The organism is Natronoarchaeum mannanilyticum (assembly GCF_039522665.1).
GTDB classification, from domain to species: domain Archaea; phylum Halobacteriota; class Halobacteria; order Halobacteriales; family Natronoarchaeaceae; genus Natronoarchaeum; species Natronoarchaeum mannanilyticum.
This window is the reverse complement of record NZ_BAAADV010000001.1, coordinates 703,243-722,933: the sequence shown is the minus strand read 5'-3', so window position 1 is coordinate 722,933 and position 19,691 is coordinate 703,243. Positions and strand designations below refer to the sequence as shown.

Annotated in this window: 25 protein-coding genes; 11 read left to right on the top strand and 14 right to left on the bottom strand. The window is 68.3% G+C overall.

The annotated features are described in order from the left end of the window. Positions 1–129 precede the first annotated feature (129 nt). The gene (locus ABDZ81_RS03855; RefSeq protein WP_343772547.1) at positions 130–684 is read left to right on the top strand and encodes a hypothetical protein; all 555 of its coding nucleotides are present in this window, start codon (positions 130–132) and stop codon (positions 682–684) included. A 121-nt stretch (positions 685–805) separates the two neighbouring features. Here ABDZ81_RS03855 and ABDZ81_RS03850 read toward each other — a convergent pair whose 3' ends face one another. Together ABDZ81_RS03850 and ABDZ81_RS03845 are read right to left on the bottom strand one after the other, a co-directional pair. Beyond that, positions 806–1,012 (bottom strand): hypothetical protein, encoded by a 207-nt coding sequence (locus ABDZ81_RS03850; protein ID WP_343772546.1) that lies wholly within the window; start codon positions 1,010–1,012, stop codon positions 806–808. A gap of 31 nt (positions 1,013–1,043) precedes the next feature. Beyond that, positions 1,044–1,649, bottom strand: coding sequence for a type II toxin-antitoxin system death-on-curing family toxin (locus tag ABDZ81_RS03845; RefSeq protein WP_343772544.1), 606 nt, complete (start codon positions 1,647–1,649; stop codon positions 1,044–1,046). A 119-nt stretch (positions 1,650–1,768) separates the two neighbouring features. Between ABDZ81_RS03845 and twy1 the strand changes: the two genes are divergently transcribed. From twy1 to ribB, 4 genes are all read left to right on the top strand, one after another. Continuing rightward, on the top strand, positions 1,769–2,752 hold the full coding sequence (twy1, locus tag ABDZ81_RS03840) for a 4-demethylwyosine synthase TYW1 (protein WP_343772543.1): 984 nt from the start codon (positions 1,769–1,771) through the stop codon (positions 2,750–2,752). 108 nt (positions 2,753–2,860) lie between these two features. Continuing rightward, positions 2,861–3,418 (top strand): iron transporter, encoded by a 558-nt coding sequence (locus ABDZ81_RS03835; RefSeq protein WP_343772542.1) that lies wholly within the window; start codon positions 2,861–2,863, stop codon positions 3,416–3,418. A gap of 173 nt (positions 3,419–3,591) precedes the next feature. After that, on the top strand, positions 3,592–4,299 hold the full coding sequence (locus tag ABDZ81_RS03830) for a DUF120 domain-containing protein (RefSeq protein WP_343772541.1): 708 nt from the start codon (positions 3,592–3,594) through the stop codon (positions 4,297–4,299). After that, positions 4,296–5,000 carry a 3,4-dihydroxy-2-butanone-4-phosphate synthase gene (gene ribB, locus ABDZ81_RS03825; RefSeq protein ID WP_343772539.1) on the top strand — a complete coding sequence of 235 codons (705 nt, stop codon included), beginning with the start codon at positions 4,296–4,298 and terminating at the stop codon, positions 4,998–5,000. The genes ABDZ81_RS03830 and ribB overlap by 4 nt, the downstream gene beginning before the upstream one ends. 822 nt (positions 5,001–5,822) lie before the next feature. On the opposite strand, the gene engB is transcribed toward ribB, so the two are convergent. After that, a complete protein-coding gene (engB, locus tag ABDZ81_RS03820; RefSeq protein WP_343772538.1) occupies positions 5,823–6,440 on the bottom strand; it encodes a GTP-binding protein EngB in 618 nt (205 codons plus the stop codon). Between the two features lie 135 nt (positions 6,441–6,575). On the opposite strand from engB, the gene ABDZ81_RS03815 reads away from it, so the two are divergent. Further along, entirely contained in the window at positions 6,576–6,989 is a 414-nt protein-coding gene (locus ABDZ81_RS03815; RefSeq protein WP_343772537.1) for a hypothetical protein, read from the top strand. Between the two features lie 47 nt (positions 6,990–7,036). Here the strand turns inward: ABDZ81_RS03815 and ABDZ81_RS03810 are convergent, their stop codons facing one another. Then, on the bottom strand, positions 7,037–7,483 hold the full coding sequence (locus ABDZ81_RS03810; protein WP_343772536.1) for a pyridoxamine 5'-phosphate oxidase family protein: 447 nt from the start codon (positions 7,481–7,483) through the stop codon (positions 7,037–7,039). A gap of 149 nt (positions 7,484–7,632) precedes the next feature. Between ABDZ81_RS03810 and ABDZ81_RS03805 the strand changes: the two genes are divergently transcribed. Beyond that, complete coding sequence (locus tag ABDZ81_RS03805) at positions 7,633–8,985, top strand: TIGR00341 family protein (protein ID WP_343772535.1); 1,353 nt, start codon at positions 7,633–7,635, stop codon at positions 8,983–8,985. Positions 8,986–9,009: 24 nt separating this feature from the next. On the opposite strand, the gene ABDZ81_RS03800 is transcribed toward ABDZ81_RS03805, so the two are convergent. Continuing rightward, positions 9,010–10,002 (bottom strand): NOG1 family protein, encoded by a 993-nt coding sequence (locus tag ABDZ81_RS03800; RefSeq protein WP_343772534.1) that lies wholly within the window; start codon positions 10,000–10,002, stop codon positions 9,010–9,012. 257 nt (positions 10,003–10,259) lie between these two features. Here ABDZ81_RS03800 and ABDZ81_RS03795 point away from each other — a divergent pair, with 257 nt between their 5' ends. Continuing rightward, positions 10,260–11,261 (top strand): two pore domain potassium channel family protein, encoded by a 1,002-nt coding sequence (locus ABDZ81_RS03795; RefSeq protein WP_343773366.1) that lies wholly within the window; start codon positions 10,260–10,262, stop codon positions 11,259–11,261. Between the two features lie 46 nt (positions 11,262–11,307). After that, complete coding sequence (locus ABDZ81_RS03790) at positions 11,308–12,369, top strand: DUF7972 family membrane protein (protein ID WP_343772533.1); 1,062 nt, start codon at positions 11,308–11,310, stop codon at positions 12,367–12,369. 6 nt (positions 12,370–12,375) lie between these two features. On the opposite strand, the gene ABDZ81_RS03785 is transcribed toward ABDZ81_RS03790, so the two are convergent. Further along, positions 12,376–13,641: an AI-2E family transporter gene (locus ABDZ81_RS03785; protein WP_343772532.1), complete on the bottom strand. Its 1,266-nt coding sequence runs from the start codon at positions 13,639–13,641 to the stop codon at positions 12,376–12,378. 106 nt (positions 13,642–13,747) lie between these two features. On the opposite strand from ABDZ81_RS03785, the gene ABDZ81_RS03780 reads away from it, so the two are divergent. After that, positions 13,748–14,152: a DUF5518 domain-containing protein gene (locus ABDZ81_RS03780; RefSeq protein ID WP_343772531.1), complete on the top strand. Its 405-nt coding sequence runs from the start codon at positions 13,748–13,750 to the stop codon at positions 14,150–14,152. A 196-nt stretch (positions 14,153–14,348) separates the two neighbouring features. Here ABDZ81_RS03780 and hisE read toward each other — a convergent pair whose 3' ends face one another. The 4 genes from hisE to ABDZ81_RS03760 form a co-directional block, all read right to left on the bottom strand. After that, a complete protein-coding gene (gene hisE, locus ABDZ81_RS03775) occupies positions 14,349–14,672 on the bottom strand; it encodes a phosphoribosyl-ATP diphosphatase (RefSeq protein ID WP_343772530.1) in 324 nt (107 codons plus the stop codon). A 48-nt stretch (positions 14,673–14,720) separates the two neighbouring features. Further along, positions 14,721–15,170 carry a bifunctional nuclease family protein gene (locus ABDZ81_RS03770; RefSeq protein ID WP_343772529.1) on the bottom strand — a complete coding sequence of 150 codons (450 nt, stop codon included), beginning with the start codon at positions 15,168–15,170 and terminating at the stop codon, positions 14,721–14,723. Between the two features lie 83 nt (positions 15,171–15,253). Beyond that, positions 15,254–15,856, bottom strand: a complete 603-nt coding sequence (gene pdxT, locus ABDZ81_RS03765; RefSeq protein ID WP_343772528.1) for a pyridoxal 5'-phosphate synthase glutaminase subunit PdxT — start codon at positions 15,854–15,856, stop codon at positions 15,254–15,256. Between the two features lie 135 nt (positions 15,857–15,991). Beyond that, the gene (locus ABDZ81_RS03760; protein ID WP_343772527.1) at positions 15,992–16,168 is read right to left on the bottom strand and encodes a preprotein translocase subunit Sec61beta; all 177 of its coding nucleotides are present in this window, start codon (positions 16,166–16,168) and stop codon (positions 15,992–15,994) included. Positions 16,169–16,378: 210 nt separating this feature from the next. Here ABDZ81_RS03760 and ABDZ81_RS03755 point away from each other — a divergent pair, with 210 nt between their 5' ends. Beyond that, positions 16,379–16,648 (top strand): thioredoxin family protein, encoded by a 270-nt coding sequence (locus tag ABDZ81_RS03755; protein WP_343772526.1) that lies wholly within the window; start codon positions 16,379–16,381, stop codon positions 16,646–16,648. A 128-nt stretch (positions 16,649–16,776) separates the two neighbouring features. Here the strand turns inward: ABDZ81_RS03755 and npdG are convergent, their stop codons facing one another. The 4 genes from npdG to ABDZ81_RS03735 form a co-directional block, all read right to left on the bottom strand. After that, complete coding sequence (npdG, locus tag ABDZ81_RS03750) at positions 16,777–17,445, bottom strand: NADPH-dependent F420 reductase (RefSeq protein ID WP_343772525.1); 669 nt, start codon at positions 17,443–17,445, stop codon at positions 16,777–16,779. Positions 17,446–17,555: 110 nt separating this feature from the next. After that, positions 17,556–17,942: a hypothetical protein gene (locus ABDZ81_RS03745; RefSeq protein WP_343772524.1), complete on the bottom strand. Its 387-nt coding sequence runs from the start codon at positions 17,940–17,942 to the stop codon at positions 17,556–17,558. Then, entirely contained in the window at positions 17,939–18,346 is a 408-nt protein-coding gene (locus tag ABDZ81_RS03740; protein ID WP_343772523.1) for a hypothetical protein, read from the bottom strand. The genes ABDZ81_RS03745 and ABDZ81_RS03740 overlap by 4 nt, the downstream gene beginning before the upstream one ends. 35 nt (positions 18,347–18,381) lie before the next feature. Next, positions 18,382–19,272 carry a TIGR01548 family HAD-type hydrolase gene (locus tag ABDZ81_RS03735; RefSeq protein ID WP_343772522.1) on the bottom strand — a complete coding sequence of 297 codons (891 nt, stop codon included), beginning with the start codon at positions 19,270–19,272 and terminating at the stop codon, positions 18,382–18,384. Positions 19,273–19,691 lie beyond the last annotated feature (419 nt).

The window sequence follows — 19,691 nt, the reverse complement described above, 5'->3', positions numbered from 1 at the left end:
CCCTCGCGCTGTGCGCGATCGCATCTTGGCACCCGGTATCATTATGCACGCACCGTTCGAAGTTTCGCGCGTAGGGGAGTCAACCGACAGTCGGCCGCCGGCGCGAGCGGCCGTCACCGACCACAGACAATGACAGACGACTACACGCCGCTCACGAACGCCTTCGAACTCCAGCGGAAGACGATCGAACAGAGCCGCGACGCCTTCGAGCGGATGGTCGAGCTACAACGCCGGATGAGCGAGGCCGTCGTCTCGGGGACGGAGACGACCGGCGAGCTGTACGAGCAGGGGATCGACACCAGCCGGCGGGCGCTCCACAGCTACCTCGACGCCGTCGAGGCGACGCTCCCGCAGTCCGACGACGCCGTCGAGCAGATCCGCGAGACGATCGACGAGCAGTTCGACCAGCTCGAAGCCCAGCAGCGCGAGGCGATGTCCGTCGTCGAGGAAAGCGCCGGGAGCGCCGACGAGATTCCGGAAGCGTACCTCCACGCGCTCGACGACCAGCTCGACGTCCTCGTCGACGCCCACGAGCAGACCGAACGGCGGATCGTCGACGCGCTCGATCAGATGGAAGATCAGGTCGAGCAGGCACAGGAGCAGGGACAGGAACAGGCCGAGGAGATTCAGGAACGGATCCAGAAGCTTCAGAGCCAGATGCAGCCCGGCGCCGACGAGGAGTAGCCTGTGTGGGTGTCGCTACTGCTTCATTTCGGGCGGACTATCTGCTTGTACCTCGGCAAATAGATGAATGCAAAACCACTCTCAGGCTCGCAGTGTCCCCCACCTGCCAAGCGTTCCTGCGCTACTCCTTCGCAAGCGCCTCGTAGATGTCACGGTGTTCGTCACGATCCTTGCTGGCGAAGTTGTGGACGATCTCGTTCCGAGCCCGCTGCATGAACTCCTCCGGAGGCTCCTCCCCGTGTTCCTCCACGTAGGCCTCCCTGATCGATTCGAGAATAGAGACCATGAGATTCTTCGGGGGGTGATCCTCGTTATCTTCGACAGCCATTCGTCGATCTAGCCTTGGGGCCGTTTCGCTGTTAACCGTTGTGGTCGTCGTGATCCGGATCTGCGTCGGTTCCGTCGATCCGAACGTCCAGAGTATCGAGATTCACGCCGAACTGATCCGCAAGTGCACCAGTCACGAGGACCTGTCCGAGAGACCACATCGCGTCCTCGTCGATCGTTCCCGTCTGATCTGCGAGATAATCAATCGCAACATCCCTGTCGACGATCTCCTCTCTTACTGCGAGGAGCTTGAGCATCGCTCGAAGGTCCTCACCGTAATCGAGTTCGTATCCGTTGAAGAGGTAGAACAAGTTTGTAGTGTTCAGCGCCGTTCGCTTGTTCCCATCGACGAACCAGTGGTTCGAAACGATCAGACGCATGAGGCCAAACGCCTTTTCGTGAATCGTCTCAGGCTTCTCGCCGAACATCCCGTGTTTGACGTAGTCAACCGCGTACTGGATCCGTTCGCGGTCCTCGATCCCCGGTTCTCCATCGGGATCCTCCTCGATGATGTCGTCGTGGACGCGGACGATATCCTCTACGGTCGGATACCAGAACCCGCCACCTTCTGTTGACGATTCTGCATCTTCGATACCGTCGAAGGGAGTACCATCAACCCTGTCAGGGTCGTCCGCCATTACTCGATATCTACTCTTCCAGACTAATTAACATCTCTAGTCCGCACAGATAACGAGCGCCTTTTCCGCGAGCCGAGGAGCGACGGACGTTTTAGGGCTGGACCGCCTTCCACCCACCAATGAGCGACAGCGACTCCGGCGGCCCCAAGCAGGTCTCGGATCCGGAGTACCACAGCGAGAACCACACCGCCGCCCAGACGTGCGGGTGGACAGCTAACGCCCTGCGCGGCGAGGGCAAGTGCTACAAGTACGCGTTCTACGGGATCGAGTCCCACCGCTGCATCCAGATGACGCCCGTCGTCAAGTGCAACGAGCGCTGCGTGTTCTGCTGGCGCGACCACGCCGGCCACGCATACGAACTCGACGACGTCGAGTGGGACGACCCGGAGGCCGTCGTCGACGCCAGCCTGCGCCTGCAAAAGCGGCTCCTGTCGGGCTTCGGCGGTAACGACGAGGTGCCACGCGAGGTGTTCGAGCAGGCGATGGAACCGCGCCACGTCGCGATCTCGCTCGACGGCGAGCCCTCGCTGTACCCCTATCTCCCCGAACTGATCGACGAGTTCCACGAGCGAGACATCACCACGTTCCTCGTGAGCAACGGGACGAACCCCGAGATGCTAGCGCGCTGCGACCCGACGCAGCTGTACGTCAGCGTCGACGCGCACAACCGGGCGATGTTCGAGGACGTCGTCAAGCCGGTCGAGGACGACGCCTGGGAATCGTTGCTCGACACGATGGACGTGCTCGCCGCGAAAGACGAGACGCGGACCGTCCTCAGGACGACGCTCGTCGAGGGCGAGAACATGCGCGACCCCGACTGGTACGCCGCGTTCTACGATCGCGCGGACCCCGATTTCGTCGAGCTCAAAGCGTACATGCACGTCGGCCACTCGCGCGGCCGGCTGGACCGCTCCTCGATGCCCGACCACGAGGACGTCCTCGCGTTTGCCGAGGATATTCAGGAGCACATGCCCGAGCACGGCGCGCTGAAGGACGTTCCCCAGTCCAGGGTCGCGCTGCTCGCGCGCGACGCCGACACCTGGGTGCCGAAGCTGAACAAGGACAGCGAGTTCTGGGCAGACGATCCGCTCGCGAGCGACTGACGGCGTCCTGTCGCTCTCGGCTTTCTCACTGCAACCACATCACTACGGTTCCGGCGTCCCCCAGCGGTTTTGCCCGCCCCCGTGGCAGCTTCGAACGGTGGTACAAGAATGAGCCAGAATCCGGCCAAAACGACCAGCGACGAGGTCGACGACCGACAGCTAGAGCTCGCGAAGGCCGAAGGCGAGGCGTACACGCGCTCGATCGACTACATGATCGAGAAAGTCGCCGACGCCGGTGGCGACATGCAGACCGCCGAGGACTACGTCGTCGGCTACGCCCAGGAGGAAGCCGAGGGGATGTACCGGCTCGAAAGCGACGGCGAGTTCGAGTGGGTGGAACCGGACGAGGAAAACTGCCACCTCGAAATCGCGGTGACGGACGCAGCAGACGGGCGGTTTGTCCCCGAGCTCGACGTGCGGGCGACGCTCGATCCGGCTGCCGAGGACGCCGATACCGTCGGGCCGTTCGAAGTGCCGTTCGTCTGGCACCCTGGCCTGTTCCACTACGGGACGAACCTCGAGGTGCCCGGCGAGGGGGAGTACGACCTGACGATCGAGGTCGACCCGCCGACGTTCATGCGCCACGACGAGGAGAACGGCGACCGGTACGGCGAGCCCGTCGAGGTGACGTTCGAGGGGATCGAGATCGAGACCGGGCAGGACTGAGCAGCGGTCGTCGGGCCGGGCGGGCCGGTCCGATGGCCCGAACACGTTCCCGAAGACGTTTATCTTCCTCGCGCAAAGATACGTCAACGACCGGAAACCGGCGAACGGTTCACGTTTCTGTTACGCGTCTCGTATTCGTTATCCTTATGCCGCGCGCGATCCAAGTCGTAGCTATGTCTAACGCAGCGTCGATCGCCGTCGGGCACGACGAACTGGCCGTGCTGAAGCTGCTGGCGCTCGACGGCGGCACCGGCGGGGAGATGAAAGTCTCCTGCGCCGACGTCGCCGAGCAGGTCGACGCCTCCACGCAGACGGCGTCGCGGCGCCTCCAGCGGCTCGACGACGCCGGCTACGTCGAGCGCGAGACCGTCACCGACGGGCAGTGGATCGCCATCACCGACGACGGCGAGCAGGCCCTGCGCGCCGAGTACGAGGACTACCGGCGGATCTTCGAGGGCGCGTCGTCGGTCGAGTTGGCCGGCACCGTCACCGGCGGGATGGGGGAGGGGCGCCACTACATCTCGCTGCCGGGGTACATGCGCCAGTTCGAGGAGCGACTGGACTACGCGCCGTTCGAGGGGACGCTCAACGTCGACCTGACCGACGCGAGCGTCCGGCGCCGGTCCGCCCTGGAGTCGCTCGAACCGGTGCCGATCGACGGCTGGGAGGACGAGGAGCGAACCTACGGCCCGGCGATCTGCTACCCGGCGACGATCGCGACCGCGGACGGACAACGCTACGAGGGGGCCCACCTCATCACGCCCGAGCGCACCCACCACGACGAGGACCAGATCGAGCTGATCGCTCCCGACAGGCTCCGCGACGAGCTGGGCCTCGAGGACGACGAACAGGTCACCGTCACCGTCGAGGAGCGGCGATGAGCGGCGACACCGACGTCGAGATCGGCGACGCGGACGCCGCGAGCGCGGTCGACGCGGCCGTCGCGGCGTTCCGCGAGGGCCGGCCGGTCTGCGTCCACGATTTCGACGACCGCGAGGGCGAGACCGACCTGATCTACCCCGCCCGCGCGGTCGACGCCGACGCCGTCGCCCGCATGCGCAACGACGCCGGCGGGCTGATCTGCACCGCGTTCTCGGACGCCGTCGCGGACGCCGCGGAGCTTCCCTTCCTCGCGGACGTGATCGACCACCCCGCCGGCGAGACCGAGCACCTCGCGTACGGCGACCGCTCGTCGTTCTCGCTGACGGTCAACCACTGCGACGCGTTCACCGGCGTCACCGACGCCGACCGCGCGCTCACGATCACCGAACTGGGCGCGTTCGCCGAGCGAGTCGCGAACGGCGACGAGCTGGACGCCGAGGACTTCGCCGGCGACTTCCGCGCGCCCGGCCACGTCCACCTGCTCCGGGCCGCCGAGGGGCTGCTCGCCGACCGCCGGGGCCACACCGAGCTCGGCCTCGCGCTGGCCGACGCCGCCGATCAGCCGCCGGCGGTCGTCGTCTGCGAGATGCTTGACGACGACACTGGCGACGCGCTCTCGACCGCCGCCGCCCGCGAGTACGCCGCCCGGAACAACATTCCGTTCGTCGACGGCGACGCGCTCGTGAAACGACTCGGCTGATCCGGTTCGCGCGACTCCTTCGGTTCTTGCTGATGATGGTCAGGATACCACCACGAAGCCCTCGGCCCGCTCCTAGCAACGGTGGCAGCAGGGACCGCTTGGAACACCACGAAAGCCCTCGGCCCGCTCGCCGGTTCTCGCGCGGATATCCTCACTGCGTTCGGATAGGGCCGCGTGAGAACCGGCCACCGGCCCTCGCCCTTTCAGTCCGCCAAGGAAACCGCGACCGCAGTGCGCGGGTCGCCTAACGGCGACCACGCGCGGCCCGGCCCTCCCCCGTCGTCCGCACGAGCAAAGCGAGTGCGGGCTCGGAAGAGCGAAGCTCTTCCGGCGGCGCGCCACAGGGGCGCGCCGGGCCGTACGGTTGCGGTGGCGCGCGCTGTCGAGCCTTCATGGCGAGACAGCAGTGCGCGATCGACGAGTGAGGGAGCGTAGCGACCGAACGAATCGGCTGGGGAGGACGAGGTTGTGGTTGGGTGGGACTGAGCGAACCCGAAGGGTTCGCGAGGGTCGAAAGACGCCGTCAGGCGTCTTTCGGGAATGAAAGGGGCCGTCGTCTGTGCGAGCGAAGCGAGCACAGGCTCGAAAGAGCGTGCTCTTTCGGCGTGCTCGACCCGGTGAGGCGAGGTAAGCACCGTGGTTCGAAAGACGCCGTAGGCGTCTTTCGTCATCACGAAAGAGCGCTTCGCGCTCTTTCGAACGACAGCGAAGCGAGGAGCGCAGCGAGCCGCAACCGGTCGAGCGCGGCGGGGGCTTTCAGGGCGTTAGTAACCGCTGCTGTTCCAGAGAGAGCGTTGGGAAATTTCGAGGCGGTAACAACCGCTAGAAGAACTTCTTCAGGTCGTCCCGCTTCGCGTCCTCCAGATGTCCGCGGATCGCCTCCTCCATCGGTCCGATCGACCCGCGCTTGGCGGTGATCGGCGCGATCGTGTCCTGCCACTGCTTCCACGGCGGGTACAGCCCCAGCCGGTCGCAGATGTCGTTCAGGCGCTCGTCCTCGTCGTCGACCTTGTCCATCTTGTTGACCGCCACGACGGTCGGGACGCCGACGTCGCGCAGGAAGTGAAACATCTCGACGTCGTGGGGGATCTCGTCCTCGCCGGAGTGGCGGTCGATGATGTCCACGGCCGACTTCCCGTCGAGCACCAGCACGCCCGCGAGGATGTTGTCGGCGTACTCCTCGATGTAGCGGACGATGTCGGTCTTGATCTGCTCGCGGACGTCGTCGGGGACGCCGGACATGAACCCGAAGCCGGGCAGGTCGGTGATCATGAAGTCGTCGCCGGACCAGTCGTAGTGGTTGGGCGAGCGGGTCACCCCCGGCTTCCCGCCGGTCTCGAAGCTGTGGCCCGTCAGCTCCCGCATGATCGTCGACTTCCCGACGTTGGAGCGCCCGACCAGAATCACCTCGTCGGAGCAGTTCGGGCGGTTTTCGAACATACCGCGGCGTTGGCGCGCACCGCGGAAAAGGGTCGCGTTCGCGCCCGATCGAGCGGTGCTCGCCTCCGATCGCGCCGGAACCGAGCGATCTCGTCGAACGGAAAGTGCTATGAGGTGACACGAACACCGAGCCGTATGCGCCGCCGCGCCCTCCTCGCTGCAGCGACGACCGGCCTCGCCAGCACCGCTGGCTGCTTCGAAGCGCTCGACCTCAGACAGAGCGGCACCGTCGTCACAAAGCAAGTCTGGGGTCGCGTCGACCCCGAGCGCTCGGACGCCGAGGGCCCCGTCGCGACGTGGCTGCTCGACGACGGCGAACTGTCCGCGAGACTCCCCGAAGAGGACGCCCCGCTGCCGACCGAACTCCCGATCGAAATCGACGACGACGCCGCGACGTATCTCGACGAGAACCACGGTCCCTACGAGCTCACGGTCAACATCTGCGAATCGCCCGGCACGTCTGACGGAGACTGCTCCGGGCCGTCGATCGGTCGCGAGACGTTCAACGAGGTGCGACTCGGCGAGCGGGCGACGATCTCGACGCTCTGACCCACTCCTCGGTGCTCTAACTCGACGCGCTCGACCGCCCGACGCAGCTACGCGATCCCGACGTCGTAGCTCTGGTCGCGCGCGACCACGGTTTCGGGCTCGAACCGGATGAAACACCAGCGGTCGCTCCAGGGCGGCAGGAAGCGGTCGTCCCAGGTCTCTGGATCGGGGCCGAGATAGCGCTTCAGGAGTCGGTTCGTCCGGTCGAGATCGAACGGTTCTACGGAGGCCCGCCCGCGGAAGCCGACGTGGCGCACGACGCCCGAGCCCGGCAGGAACTCGACGACCGCCAGAGCGGCTTCCGGCGTCGCCTCGACGCGGCTGACGTAGGTCTTCTCGCGGTCGGCCATGATCCAGACGGTCTCGTCCTCCCAGAGATACCACAGCGGCGACACCCGGGGCAGGCCGTCGTCCACCGAGGCCAGAAAGCAAAACAGCGGCCGCTCCAGCAGGCGCTCGATCGGGACGTCCATCGTGTTCTCGACGACGCGCATGGCACCCGATTCGGGCGCTCGCCCGAAGAATCTACTGTCACTCCGCGGGGCCGCGACGCGGCGATAGCGGCGTCACGACGCCGCACCGCGACGCCGCCGCCCGGTTCGGACCCCGGATGTATTTGAGCGTCGGGTCCCTCCGGCCCAACGTGCGACTCGTCCAGCTGACGATTCCGGCCGGCAAGCGCGAGACGATTCTCGACGCGCTCGACGACGAGGAGGTCGACTACGTCGTCACCGACGAGACGAGCGGCCGGGAGTTCACGGGCGTCGTCTACTTCCCGCTACCGTCCAACGCCGTCGAGCCGGTGCTGGACAGGCTCCAGGAGGAGGGCGTCTCCGACGACGCGTACACGGTGGTCGTCGACGCCGAGACGGTCATCTCGCGGAAGTTCGACCGGCTGGAGGAGCGGTACGCAACCGACGACGTCGAGGAGGATCGGATCTCCCGGCAGGAGCTCCGCACGGAGGCCGACGAGATGACGCCGACGTTCTGGATCTACGTGACGATGACGCTGATCAGCGCCTTCGTCGCGACGGCGGGGCTGTTGCTGGACTCGCCGGCGGTCGTCGTCGGATCGATGGTGATCGCGCCGCTGATCGGCCCGGCGCTGGGCGCCAGCGTCGGGACGGTCGTCAACGACGAGGAGATGGTCCGCGAGGGGTTGGCCTACCAGGCGCTGGGGATCGGGCTTGCGATCGCCGGCTCGGCAGTGCTGGCGTGGCTCCTCAAGACCGCCAACCTGGTGCCGCCGGGGCTGACGCTGACCAGCGTCGGCGAGATCAACGAGCGACTCGCGCCGGACCTGCTCAGCCTGATCATCGCGCTGGGCGCCGGCGTCGCCGGCGTGTTGAGTCTCTCGACGGGCGTCTCGACCGCGCTGGTCGGCGTGATGATCGCCGCGGCGCTGATCCCGCCCGCCGCCGCGGCCGGCATCGCGCTCGCCTGGGGGCTGCCGCTGGCCGGGCTGGGATCGACCGTGCTCGTGCTGGTCAACATCACCTCCGTCAACCTCGCCGGGCTGGTGACGCTGTGGTACATGGGCTACCGGCCGGGCGAGTGGTTCGAGGAGGCGGCCGCCCAGCAGAAGCTGTTGCGCAACGCCGCGCTGTTCGGCGTCGCGATGGTCGTCCTCTCGAGCTTTCTGGTGGGCACTTCGGTCACCGCGTTCCAGACGGCGACGTTCGAGACCGAGGTCGAACAGGATCTCGGGGAACTGCTCGACGATCCCGCCCACGAGGAGTACCGGCTGCTCTCGGTGCAGGTCGAGATGACCGAGAACTTCCCGTTCCGTCACCAGGATCGGGTTATCGTCACCGTCGGACGGACTGGCGAAGCCGCCTCGCAGTCGGCGGTGACGGACGAGATCTACGCTGTCGTCGACGGACACTCCGAGCGCGAGGTGTCCGTGCAGGTTCGGTACGTCGACATCGACCAGCGCGGCGGCGAGTTCGAGCCCGAGCCGCGAGTCGACCGGCCCGCGGTCGGCGTCCCCGCGTGAGGCGACCGATACGCAGCTTTCGGACTACCGCTCGAACGGCAGCTCCCGCTCCCAGTCGATCGCCTCGACCGCGGCGTCGACGACCGCATCGACGTTCTCGCCCGTCTCGACGCTCATGTAGTGGTCGGCCTCCACGTCGGTCGAGAGGTCGGACTTGTTACACACCGTGATCACGGGCGCGTCGCCGAACTGCTCGGCGATGGCGTCGCGCAGTTCGAGCTGGACGTCGACCGGGTAGCCGCAGTTCATGCTGGCGTCGACCAGCACGAGCACGCAGTCCGCGAGATGTTCCAGCGCCGAGACCGCTTGCGACTCGATCTCGTTTCGCTCCTCCGGCGGCCGATCGAGCAGCCCCGGCGTGTCGACGATCTGGTAGCGCACGCGGTCGCGCTCGAAGTGCCCCACCCCGATCCCCTTCGTCGTGAAGGGGTACTCGGCGGTCTCGTTGCGCGCCCGCGTGACGCCGTTGACGAAGCTGGACTTGCCGACGTTCGGGTAGCCCGCGACGACGATCGCCGGCTCGTCGGGGTTGATCTCGGGCAGGTCCCGCAGGTCGTTGCGCGCCTCGTTGATCAACAGCAGGTTCTCGGAGACGTCCTCGACGACGTCGGCCATCCGGGCGAACGCCTGCTTGCGGTGCTTGCGCGCGAGGTCCTCGTCGGCCTTGCGCATCTTCCCCATGGCGTCCTCGCCGATCTGGCGGGTCTGGCGGCTCGCCCACGTGACCTCGGAGAGGCTCTGGCGCAGCGCGTCGACCCCGCCGGCGTCGACGCCGTAGTCGCTGGCGTCGACGATGGCGTCGGCCAGTTCGCGGTAGAACGGGTCCACGTCGTCGAAGTCCGGCCAGGACGTGACGACGTTCTGGAGGTTGTCCGAGAGGATGTTCGTCGCCGTCTGTGTCATCGACTCCTGGGCCTCCCGGCCCTGCTTCGACCGGCCCGAGCGCGCCGCCCGCGAGAACGCCTTGTCGATCAGCTCCTCCGACGTGGGCGTCGTCGGAAGATCCTCGAAAATCATAGCGACGTCTAGCGGCGCTGGCTATAAAAGGGCGTCTTTCGGCGCTCGCGCGGCCCCGCGGGGAGGTCTCGGCTGCGGCCGACCGGCGAGCGCTCGCGCCACACCCGGTGTTTTTCCGTAATTCCGTGGACGCTACTACCCGTGGACGAGGGAGTGTTAGCCGGACGCGTCCGTTCTTGCCGCATCGCTACGCCGAGCGCCGTAGTGGTATCGGTACCGGGCAGCGATCGGGCCTGCTCTCGACCCGGAACGCCGCCATGAACGTCGCGCTGTTCGCCCTCGGCGTCGCGGTGATCCTCGCGGCCACGGTCGACCTCCTCTGGACGGCGCTGTGGGTCGACGGCGGCGCCGGGCCGATCTCGGCTCGGCTGTCGACGGCGACGTGGCGCGGCCTCAAGGCGGTCGGCAGCGGTCGCCGCCGGCTCCTGAGTCTCGCCGGGCCGCTCATCCTCGTCGTCACGCTGTTCGCGTGGATCGGGCTCCTCTGGGCCGGCTGGACGGTCCTCTTCGGCGCCAGCGAGACGGCGCTGCTCAGCACGCGACACGGAGGGTTTCCCAACTGGGTCGGGCGCGGCTACTACGTCGCGTACACGATGTTCACCGACGGAAACGGCGATTACACGCCCCACGGCGAGCTCTGGCAGATCGCTTCGGGGTTGACGACGGCCAGCGGAATGCTGTTCGCGACGCTGTCGGTCTCCTATATCCTCTCGGTGCTGGGCGCCGTCGCCGACAAGCGGTCGTTCGCCAGCAGCGTCCACGGGCTGGGAGAGCGCAGCGAAGCCTTCGTCCGGTCGGGCTGGAACGGCGATGACCTGGCCCAGCTCGACCTGCCGCTCAACGAACTCGCGTCCGACATCGGCCGCCTCGCCGAGCAGCACAAGTCCTACCCGATTCTCCACTACTACCACAGCGAGGGCGGGACCGACGCGTCGACGGTGGCCGTCGCCGTCTTCGACGACGCGCTGACGCTGCTGCGCTTCGGCGTCCCGGAGGAGCGGCGTCCGAACGAGGCCCTCGTCAAGGGCGCCCGGTCGAGCACGAGCGACTACCTCCAGACGCTCGACGAGGCCTTTATCGAGCCCGTCGATCGGACGCCGCGGCCGCCCGATCTCGATCGCCTCCGCGCCGCCGGCGTCCCGACGATGTCCGACGAGGAGTTCGCGGACGCGCTCGACGACGTCGACGAGCGCCGCCGCCGACTCCTCGCGCTGGTCGAAGCCGACGCCTGGTACTGGCCGCCGCTGGACGCCGACTGAGCGGCGCGGGCCAACGGTTTTTGCCCGGTTCGACCTTGCTACACCCATGGGTTCGTCAGCGGGCGATGGGTCGGGGGCGTCGTCCGAGGACTTCTTCGGCATACGGCGCAAGTCCCGCAGTCGGATCGTCCAGTGGGTGCTGGTCGACGGGGATCGACTCGTCGTCGCGGCCTGCGGCGCGGTGCTCGTCTGCGGACTGCTGCTCGGGCTGCACGCCGCCGACGCGATCGCGTTCGCGAACGCCAACTCGGTGACGCGGATGGCCAGCGGGATGATCGCCGGGACGTTCTCGCTGGTCACGCTGGTCGTCTCGGTCAACCAGCTGATCCTCTCTCAGGAGTTCTCGCCGGCGGGCGAGTTCCGCGACCGGTTCGGCGGCGTCCAGACGTTCCGGCGGGACGTCGCGGACGCGACCGGAGTGCCCGCGACGCCGGCGGAGCCGACGCGCATGCTCGAACTGCTCGTCGCGGCGATCCGGGACAGCGCAGACGAGCTCGCCGACGCCGTCGACGACCACGAGAACGAGGAGTACCGGGAGCTGGTCGGTCGCTACGCCGACAACGTCACGGACGAGGCCGATCGGGTGGCCGACCGTCTCGATCGGGCCGACGTGTCCGCGTACGACGTGCTTTCCGCGGCCGTCGAGTACGAGGAGAGCGTGCAGCTCTACGGCGCCAGACACCTCCACAACGACGCCGACGAGCTGTCAGAGCGCGAGTCCGCGGCGTTCGACGACCTGATCGAGGCGTTCGAGCTGTTCGGCACCGCCCAGGCCCACTTCAAGACGATCTACCTCCAGCGCGAGCTCACCAGGTTCTCCCAGCTGACGATCTACGTCGGCGTCCCGTCGATCCTGGCCGCCTCGCTCATCCCCCTCGTCTACGGCGACCTCGGCGGGATGGCGATCGACGTCACGTTCCTGCCGTACGTGACCGCGCTGCTGGCGACGATCGTCCTCGCCCCGGTGTGTCTGCTCGCCGCGTACATCCTCCGGACGGCGACGCTGACCCGCCGGACCGCCGAGATCGGGCCGATGGTCCCCCAGAAGGACCCGGACGAAGGACCGTTCGAGGTCAGTTACGGCCGCGAGCGGAACGTCGACGACTGACCAGCCTCAGCTCGACCGATCGTCGCCGCGGCGCTCGCCGTTCGCCGCGTCTTCGGCGGTCTCGTCGTCCGGCTCGGTTGCCGTCTCGTCCTCGGGCGGCGTCTCGTCTTCGCCCACCGTTTCCGTCTCGCCGCCGGTGTCGGCTGACTGGGCGTCGGCGTCCGACCGTCCGGGGACGCCGTCCGCATCCCCGCGCTCGGCGATAGCGCCGGCGTTCGATCTCTCGCCGTCGACGTCGGGCGGAGCGTGTCCCGTGTGTCCTCGGGCGAAGCAATCGAGCGCGAGCTTCGCGCCGCCGAGGACGACGGGCCCGATGAACAGCCCGACCGCGCCGAACACGACGAGCCCGCCGAAGATGCCGACGACGACGCTCGCCGAGTTGAACGCGCTCGTCCGGCCGATCAGCGCCGGCCGCAGGTACGAGTCCGAGAGCGAGACGACGAGCCCGTAGATGGCGAGCAACGCACCGCCGGTCGTCTGACCGATAGCGACGAGATACGCCGCGGCCGGGATCCAGACGCCGAACGCGCCGACCAGCGGCAGCAGCGTCAGGACGAACGTGGCGACGGTGAGAAAGACGACCGCGGGGACGCCCGCGATCGCCAGCCCGACGCCGAGCATCACCGCCTGGATCGCGGCGACGGCGACGTTGCCGACGACGGAGGCCCACATGAGCTGATCCAGTCCCGCGCGGAGCTCGTCGAGGATCTCGTCGTCGATCGGCAGCACCCACTGGACCCACGCCACGAGCCCCTCGCCGTCGCGAAGCAGGGCGAAGAGAACGAACAGCGTGACGGTCAGCCCGATAAAGAGGCCCGGAAGGCTCCCGACGAGGCCGAGCGCCCCCATCGTCACCTGCCGGAGCGCCGACGCGATCCGGCCCTGATTGGACTCGTACAGCTCGCCGAGGTCGACCGCGTACCCGAGCGATTCGATCGTCGCCTCGATCGTCGTGACGTCGAACCCGCCCCGCCTGATGGCGTCGACGAGCTCGATCGACTGCTCGACGGCGATCCCGAGCACGTAGACGAGCGGGAGCAACACGACCAGCAGCGTGGCGATCACGACCGCGATCGCGGCGAACGTCGGCCGGACGTACCGTTCGAGGCGCCGCTGGACGGGCAGCAGGATGTACGCCAGCACGACGCCGAACAGCACGAACTGGAGATACGGCAGCAACACGAGCAGCGCGAGGAGGCTGCTCAACAGCGCGAACGCGGTCAGTCCGGGCTGCTCGACGATCCAGTCCGGCGGCTCGGGTGTGGCTGACATACACGGTGATGCAAGCGGCCGATACATTAGTCCGGTGAAACGACGCACCGCTCCGACCGGCCGAGCTCCGAACACGGTTTTCAGCCTCGGCGACGTAGGGACTCGCATGACAAACTGGCGCGCGGCGGTCGTCGGCTTCCTCGTGATCACCGTCCTGGGCGCGGTCGGCGTCGTGGTGCCCGGCCTCGGACAGCTCGCGGCGGGCCTGATCGGCGGGTTCGTCGCCGGCTACATGGCCGGCGGCAGCCTCGGCTCCGGCGCCTGGCACGGCCTGCTGGCGGGCAGCCTCGGCGGCATCGCCGCCGCCGCGATCCTGTGGCTCGGACTGACGGTGATCGGCTTCGTCGGCGGGCCGGTCGGCGCCGCGCTCGGCTCGCTGGGCGGGCTGGTGCTCGCGGTGAGTATCGTCGCGTTCTCGATGATCGTCGCCCTCGAGAGCGCGGTCGCGGGGGCGATCGGCGCGGCCGTCGCCGGGGACGAAGAGCCGCGCCGGCGGACCGCGGCGCGGTGACTGTGCGGGGCGCTTGTCAGCTTCTGTTCCGGCGGAATCGAGCTTGTAGAGCCGCTCCCCGCCTGTAAGAGCCGCTCACCGCCTGTAGGCTCACGTTCAGGTGATGTTCGTCTCGCTCCGCTCGACTCACCCCCGAACGACTCGCTCCGCTCGTCGTTCGACGTTCGCGATCACTCCCCGATCACTCCGCGATCGCTCACCGCCGCTCGGCCAGCTCGGCGCGCAGATCCGCCAGGTCCATGTCCTTCATCGCCAGCAGCACGAGCAGGTGGTAGACGATGTCGGCGCTCTCGTGGGCCAGCTCCTCGCGGTCGTCGTCCTTCGCGGCCAGCACGAGTTCGGTCGTCTCCTCGCCGAGCTTCTCCAGCACGGCGTTCTCGCCCTTCTCGTGGTCGAACAGCGACGCCGTGTAGGAGTCCTCCGGCAGGTTCTCCTTTCGGTCCTCGATGACGGCGAATAGCTCGTCGAGTACGTCAGCACCCGATTCGTCCGCGACGTCCTCCTCGGTCTCGTCGGTCATGTCCGGCAGGTGGGGACCGCTGATATAAAAGCTACCGCGACGCGGCTGTCAGGCCAGCTCCGCAACGTCCTGGATCTCGTCCAAGTCGTCGAACTCGGCGGCGGGCTGGGCGCCGGCGTCGAACACCGACCGCTCGACCTCGACGTCGGCGTTCGTCCGGGCGGCCAGCGCCAGCGAGTCGCTCGGGCGGGCGTCGATCACGGCCTCGCCGCGGGGCGTGTCGACGTGCAGGTCGGCGATGTACGTGCCGTCCTCGACGTCGTCGACGACGATCCGGGTGACCCGACCGCCCAGCTCCTCGACGACGTCGAGCAGGAGATCGTGGGTCAGCGGCCGGCCGATGTCCTCGGCGTCCACGCCGCGGGCGATGCTCGCGGCCTCCTCGAACCCGATGAAGATCGGCAGGACGTCGCTCTCCCCTTCGACCGCGAGGACGACGACGGCGACCGGGCCCTGCTCGGTGCCGGCGACCCGGACGGCGTCGATGGTCGCGTTCATACCTACCGCGAGGGCCCCCAGGGAGAAAAGTGCACGCTCTCGCCCGGTCCGCGGCGTTGCGGGACGGACGGCGTCGCGGCGTCCTACCGCGTCGCCGCCGCGGGCGCCTCGAACAGCGCGAGCCGGTGGAGCCGCTCGTCGGCGACCAGTTCGGGGTGGAAGGAGAGCCCGACCACCGGCCCCTGGCGCACCGCGACCGGTCGGTCCTCGACCGTCGCCAGCACCTCGACGTCCTCGCCGACCTCGGCGATCGCGGGCGCGCGGATGAACACTGCGGGGAACGGTTCGTCGAGCCCCTCGACGGACAGGGGCGCCTCGAAGCTGTCCTTCTGGCGGCCGAAGGCGTTGCGCTCGACGGCGGCGTCGAGGGCGTCCAGCGTCGCCACGCGGTCGTCCCGCGCGTCGGCCGACGCGACGATCAGCCCCGCGCAGGTCGCCAGCACGGGCTTGCCCGCCGCGACGTGGTCGCGGATCTCCTCGTCGATTCCCTCCTGGGCCAGCAGCCGGGAGATCGTCGTCGACTCGCCGCCGGGCAGCGCCAGGACGTCGCAGTCGGGGACGATCCCCGCCTCGCGGATCTCGCGGACCTCGACCGACTCGCCGGCGGCCGCGGCCGCGCGCTCGATCGCCGCCGCGTGTTCGCTGACGTCGCCCTGAACGGCGACGACGCCTGCAGTGCGTGTCATCTACCCGCCGTAGGGATCGGTCGCGCAAAAACCCCGCGCCATCGCGTGGCGGGGCCGCTACCGCCGGGATGCTCGGCGGCGCCGCTGGTCGGTCGAGCGCGCGAAAGAAGACACTCGGTGAGTGGGTTCCGGTGTTCAGACCGTGATGCCGTAGACGGCGACCGACACCGCCTGGACCGCGATGCCCAGCAGGATCGCGAAGACGAAAACCGACTTGGGATCCATCTTGATCGCGTTTCGATCCTCCGCGTCGAAGTACCGGACCAGTCCCGCACTCGACATCAGGCCGCCGGAGTTTTGGCCGCTGCTCATGTTCGGTCCTCCGGCATCCGGGGCACTAAACCTTTCGACCGGGCCGGTCGCCGTGCGGGCTCCCGTAGCAACCGTCGCAGCGGGTGCCCGCGAAGCGCTCGGTATCGGGTTCTCGGGCCCGCGGACGGGGCGGGCTGGCGGTTTCGCGCGCGGTGTACCAAAGTGGGAAACCCTTATGCGCGACCGACGGGAATAGCATTTGATAGCAGCATGACTGTAACGCTGAAGGACTTCTACGCAGACTGGTGCGGGCCGTGCAAGACGCAGGACCCGATCCTCGAGGAGATCGAGGACGACCGCGGGGACAGCTTCGAGATCGAGAAGATCAACGTCGACGAGGAGCAGGACGTCGCCAACGAGTACCAGGTGCGCTCGCTGCCGACGCTGATCGTCGAGAACGACGACGGCATCGTCGAGCGGTTCGTCGGCGTCACGCAGCGCGACGACATCGAGAGCGCGCTCGACCAGGCCGGCGCCTAGAGCGGACGACGAAACGACGATTTTCTCCGGTCTCCGCGCCGTCAGCGGCGGCGCCGCGCTGCGGGTGGCGGTGCCGTGCCGTCCGCGGTCGAGCTGTGCCGTCAACGAAGCGATCGTCGCCGAACCGCCTAGCTGAACTTGACGCCGACGTCGTGCATCCCGTCGTTGTAGCGGGCGATGTTGATCACGAGCGGCGTCACGCTCTCGACCTCGGCGGCGTTCTCGATCGGCCCGGCGTCTAACGCTCGGAGCCCGTCGATCCCCTCCGCGAGCGCGGCGACCGTCTCTTTGGCGTCGGCGTCGTCGCCGACGACCAGCGTGTCGACGTCGAACTGGACGTCCAGGTTGGCGAGCCGGTCGGCCGAGAGGTTGTGGAACGCGCCGACGACGGGCACGTCCTCGGGCGCCGCCTCGGCGGCGACCGCGGTGACGCTGCCCGCGCCGGGCTTGTGGTAGTGGAGCCCGCTCTCGTCGCTTTTCATGCCGACCGCGGGCGAGACGAGCGTCGTCTCGTCGTCGAGCCGGTCGGCGATCGACTCGACGGTGTCCGAGACGTGGTACGGCGGTACGGCCAGCACGACGACGTTCGCGCGGTCGGCCGCCATCGCGTTCTCGAACCCGTTGATCGATCGGTCGACGCCGCGGCTGTCGAGTTCGGTTTCGTACTCCTCGGCCTTCGTCCGGGCCTTCTCGGGGTCCCGGGAGCCGATGATGACCTCGTGGTTGGTGTCGTAGGCCCACCGCAGCGCGAGCCCCTGGCCGATGTCGCCGGTGCCGCCGAGTAGCGCGATTCGCATACTCGTGAGTTGGCCGAGCGCACAAAAAGGGTTGTGTGACCGGCAACGTCGGGGCCGCGCCGACGTCCCGATCCGGCGGCGGGGCTGTGCTGATGGCCCGCCCAACCGTCCTACTCCGGCACCTCGACCCAGGACGCCCGATCGAGATACCACAGCTGGACGCCGACGGCGGCTGCAGGCGCCGCTGCGAAGGCCCACTGCGGGACTGCGTCGGGAGCGAGGACGTAGGCCGCTGTCAGGGCGACGACCGTGGTGCCGGCCCGAAGGAGAAACTGGCCGCCCTGGCCCAGCTCGATCGGCGTCCCGTCGGGGCGCTCAAACCGGACGAACGCGAGCCACCAGCAGATCGGCGCGGCGGCGAGCTGGATCCCCGCGGCGGCGTACTCCCAGTGGGCGACGCCGAGGATGCGGGCGGCGAGCACGCCCAGCGGCACCGACGCGACCACCGCGACGCAGAGCGCGGCGACGAATCGGCGATCGCGGGGATCCTGTATCATGAGTCGGCGTACTCGGGGTCGCCCCCGGGGAGCCGTTCGGCGACCCACGCGAACGCCCGCGTCGACAGCGGTGCGACGACGACAACGACCGCGATAAATCGAAGCCAGCCCGGAACGGCGTCGGGAACCAGTCTGCTCGCCGCGTACAGCCCCGCGGCACCGACCGCACCGAACAATATCGCGTTCCCCAGATCGGAGAGGTCCATCGGCGCGACGTCGTAGCGCTCGAAGCCGCTGTAGGTCAGCTTCCACGCTACGGGCATCAGCACGATCCAGACGCCAACCGCGACGAGCTCCCAGCGCTCGACGCCCGCGTGCTCCTGCCCGAGGGCGGCGACGAGGACGGCGACCATCGCAGCGAAGCCAAGCGTCGCGACGAACTGGCGGTCGCGCGGATCGAGCATAGCTCGGCTTACGTTTCCGGTCGACAAAATTGTTGTTACTCCAACCAGTCGGGGAGCGCGTTGACCGACGCCAGCACAGCGGCGGCGCCGGCATCCTCGTACTTTCGCCGGCCGTCTTCACCTGTGAGCCCGCCGGTCAGGACGCCGACGCCGCGGTACTCGCGGTCGGGATCGGCCTCGGTGGCGTTGACCGCGGTCCGCACGTCATCCAGCGTGTCGCCGACGAACACGACCGACCGGGCGTCGAACCGCTCGGCCAGCGTCGTCAGCGCCTTCGGGTGGGGCTTGCCCTCCTCCCAGTCGTCCATCGTGAAGCGGTGCTCGTCCGGGATGTCGAGGCCCGCCCGTTCGAGGGCGATGTCGGCCTCCGCCGCGGGGCGGCCGGTGACGACGCCGACGTCGTACCGCTCGACGAGCTCTCGGCGGGTTTCGTCGTCGAGCAACACCGGCTCGTCGTGGATGTACCCTCGCGTCTCGGAGTCGGGCTCCCGGCCTTCGAGCTCGCGGTACAGATCGCTCCCGAGGTAGAGCTGCTGGAACACGTCGCGCAGGCGCTCGGGGTCCCAGCGCTGCTCGACGAGCGCCCAGGCGTCGGCGTCGAGCGCCTCGCGGACCTCGGCTTCCGCGGCGTCGAGGCCGCCGCCGCGCTCGGCGATCGCGTCGGTGAACGCCGCGAGGTCGGCGTCGTAGCCCTCGCGGTCGGCCAGCACGTACAGCGCCGCGGCGTACGTGAGCTCCCAGTCGTTGTTGAATCCGCCGGCGTCCTTGAACTGCTGGATCCCGGTCCTGGGGATCGCCTCGCCGTACACCGCCTCGACCGACTCCACGATCGCGCGGCGGTACGAGTCCGCGACGTCGACCAGCACGCCGTCGATGTCGAGGACGACCGCGTCCGCGTCAGGACCGCTGTTCGGGTCGTCGTTCATGTCGGGCGGGACGCGCGGCGGGGGTAAGGACGTGTCGGGTTCGATCAGAGAGAGTTCGTCTCGATCGCTCGTTTTCTCGTGGGTTCTCTGGATCCGGAGTACCGGACAGGGTCGATACTGTCCTGAGAATTCCCGCCGCGCTCTCTGGAACAGTAGCAGTTACTCACGACGCTCTGAAAGCCCCCGCCACGCTCGACCGGTTACGGCTCGCTGTGCTCCTCGCTCCCGTCGGTCGCTGCGGTGCTTGCGTCGTGGTCCGAGAGACGCCAAAGGCGTCTCTCGTCATCACGAAAGGCGGCGCTCCGCGCCGCCTTTCGAACGACCTCACCGGATCGGGCGCGGCGGCCCCTTTCATTCCCACCCAACCGCAGCCTCATCCTCCCCAGCCTCGGCGCCTCCGGCGCCGTCCCTCGCGCGAC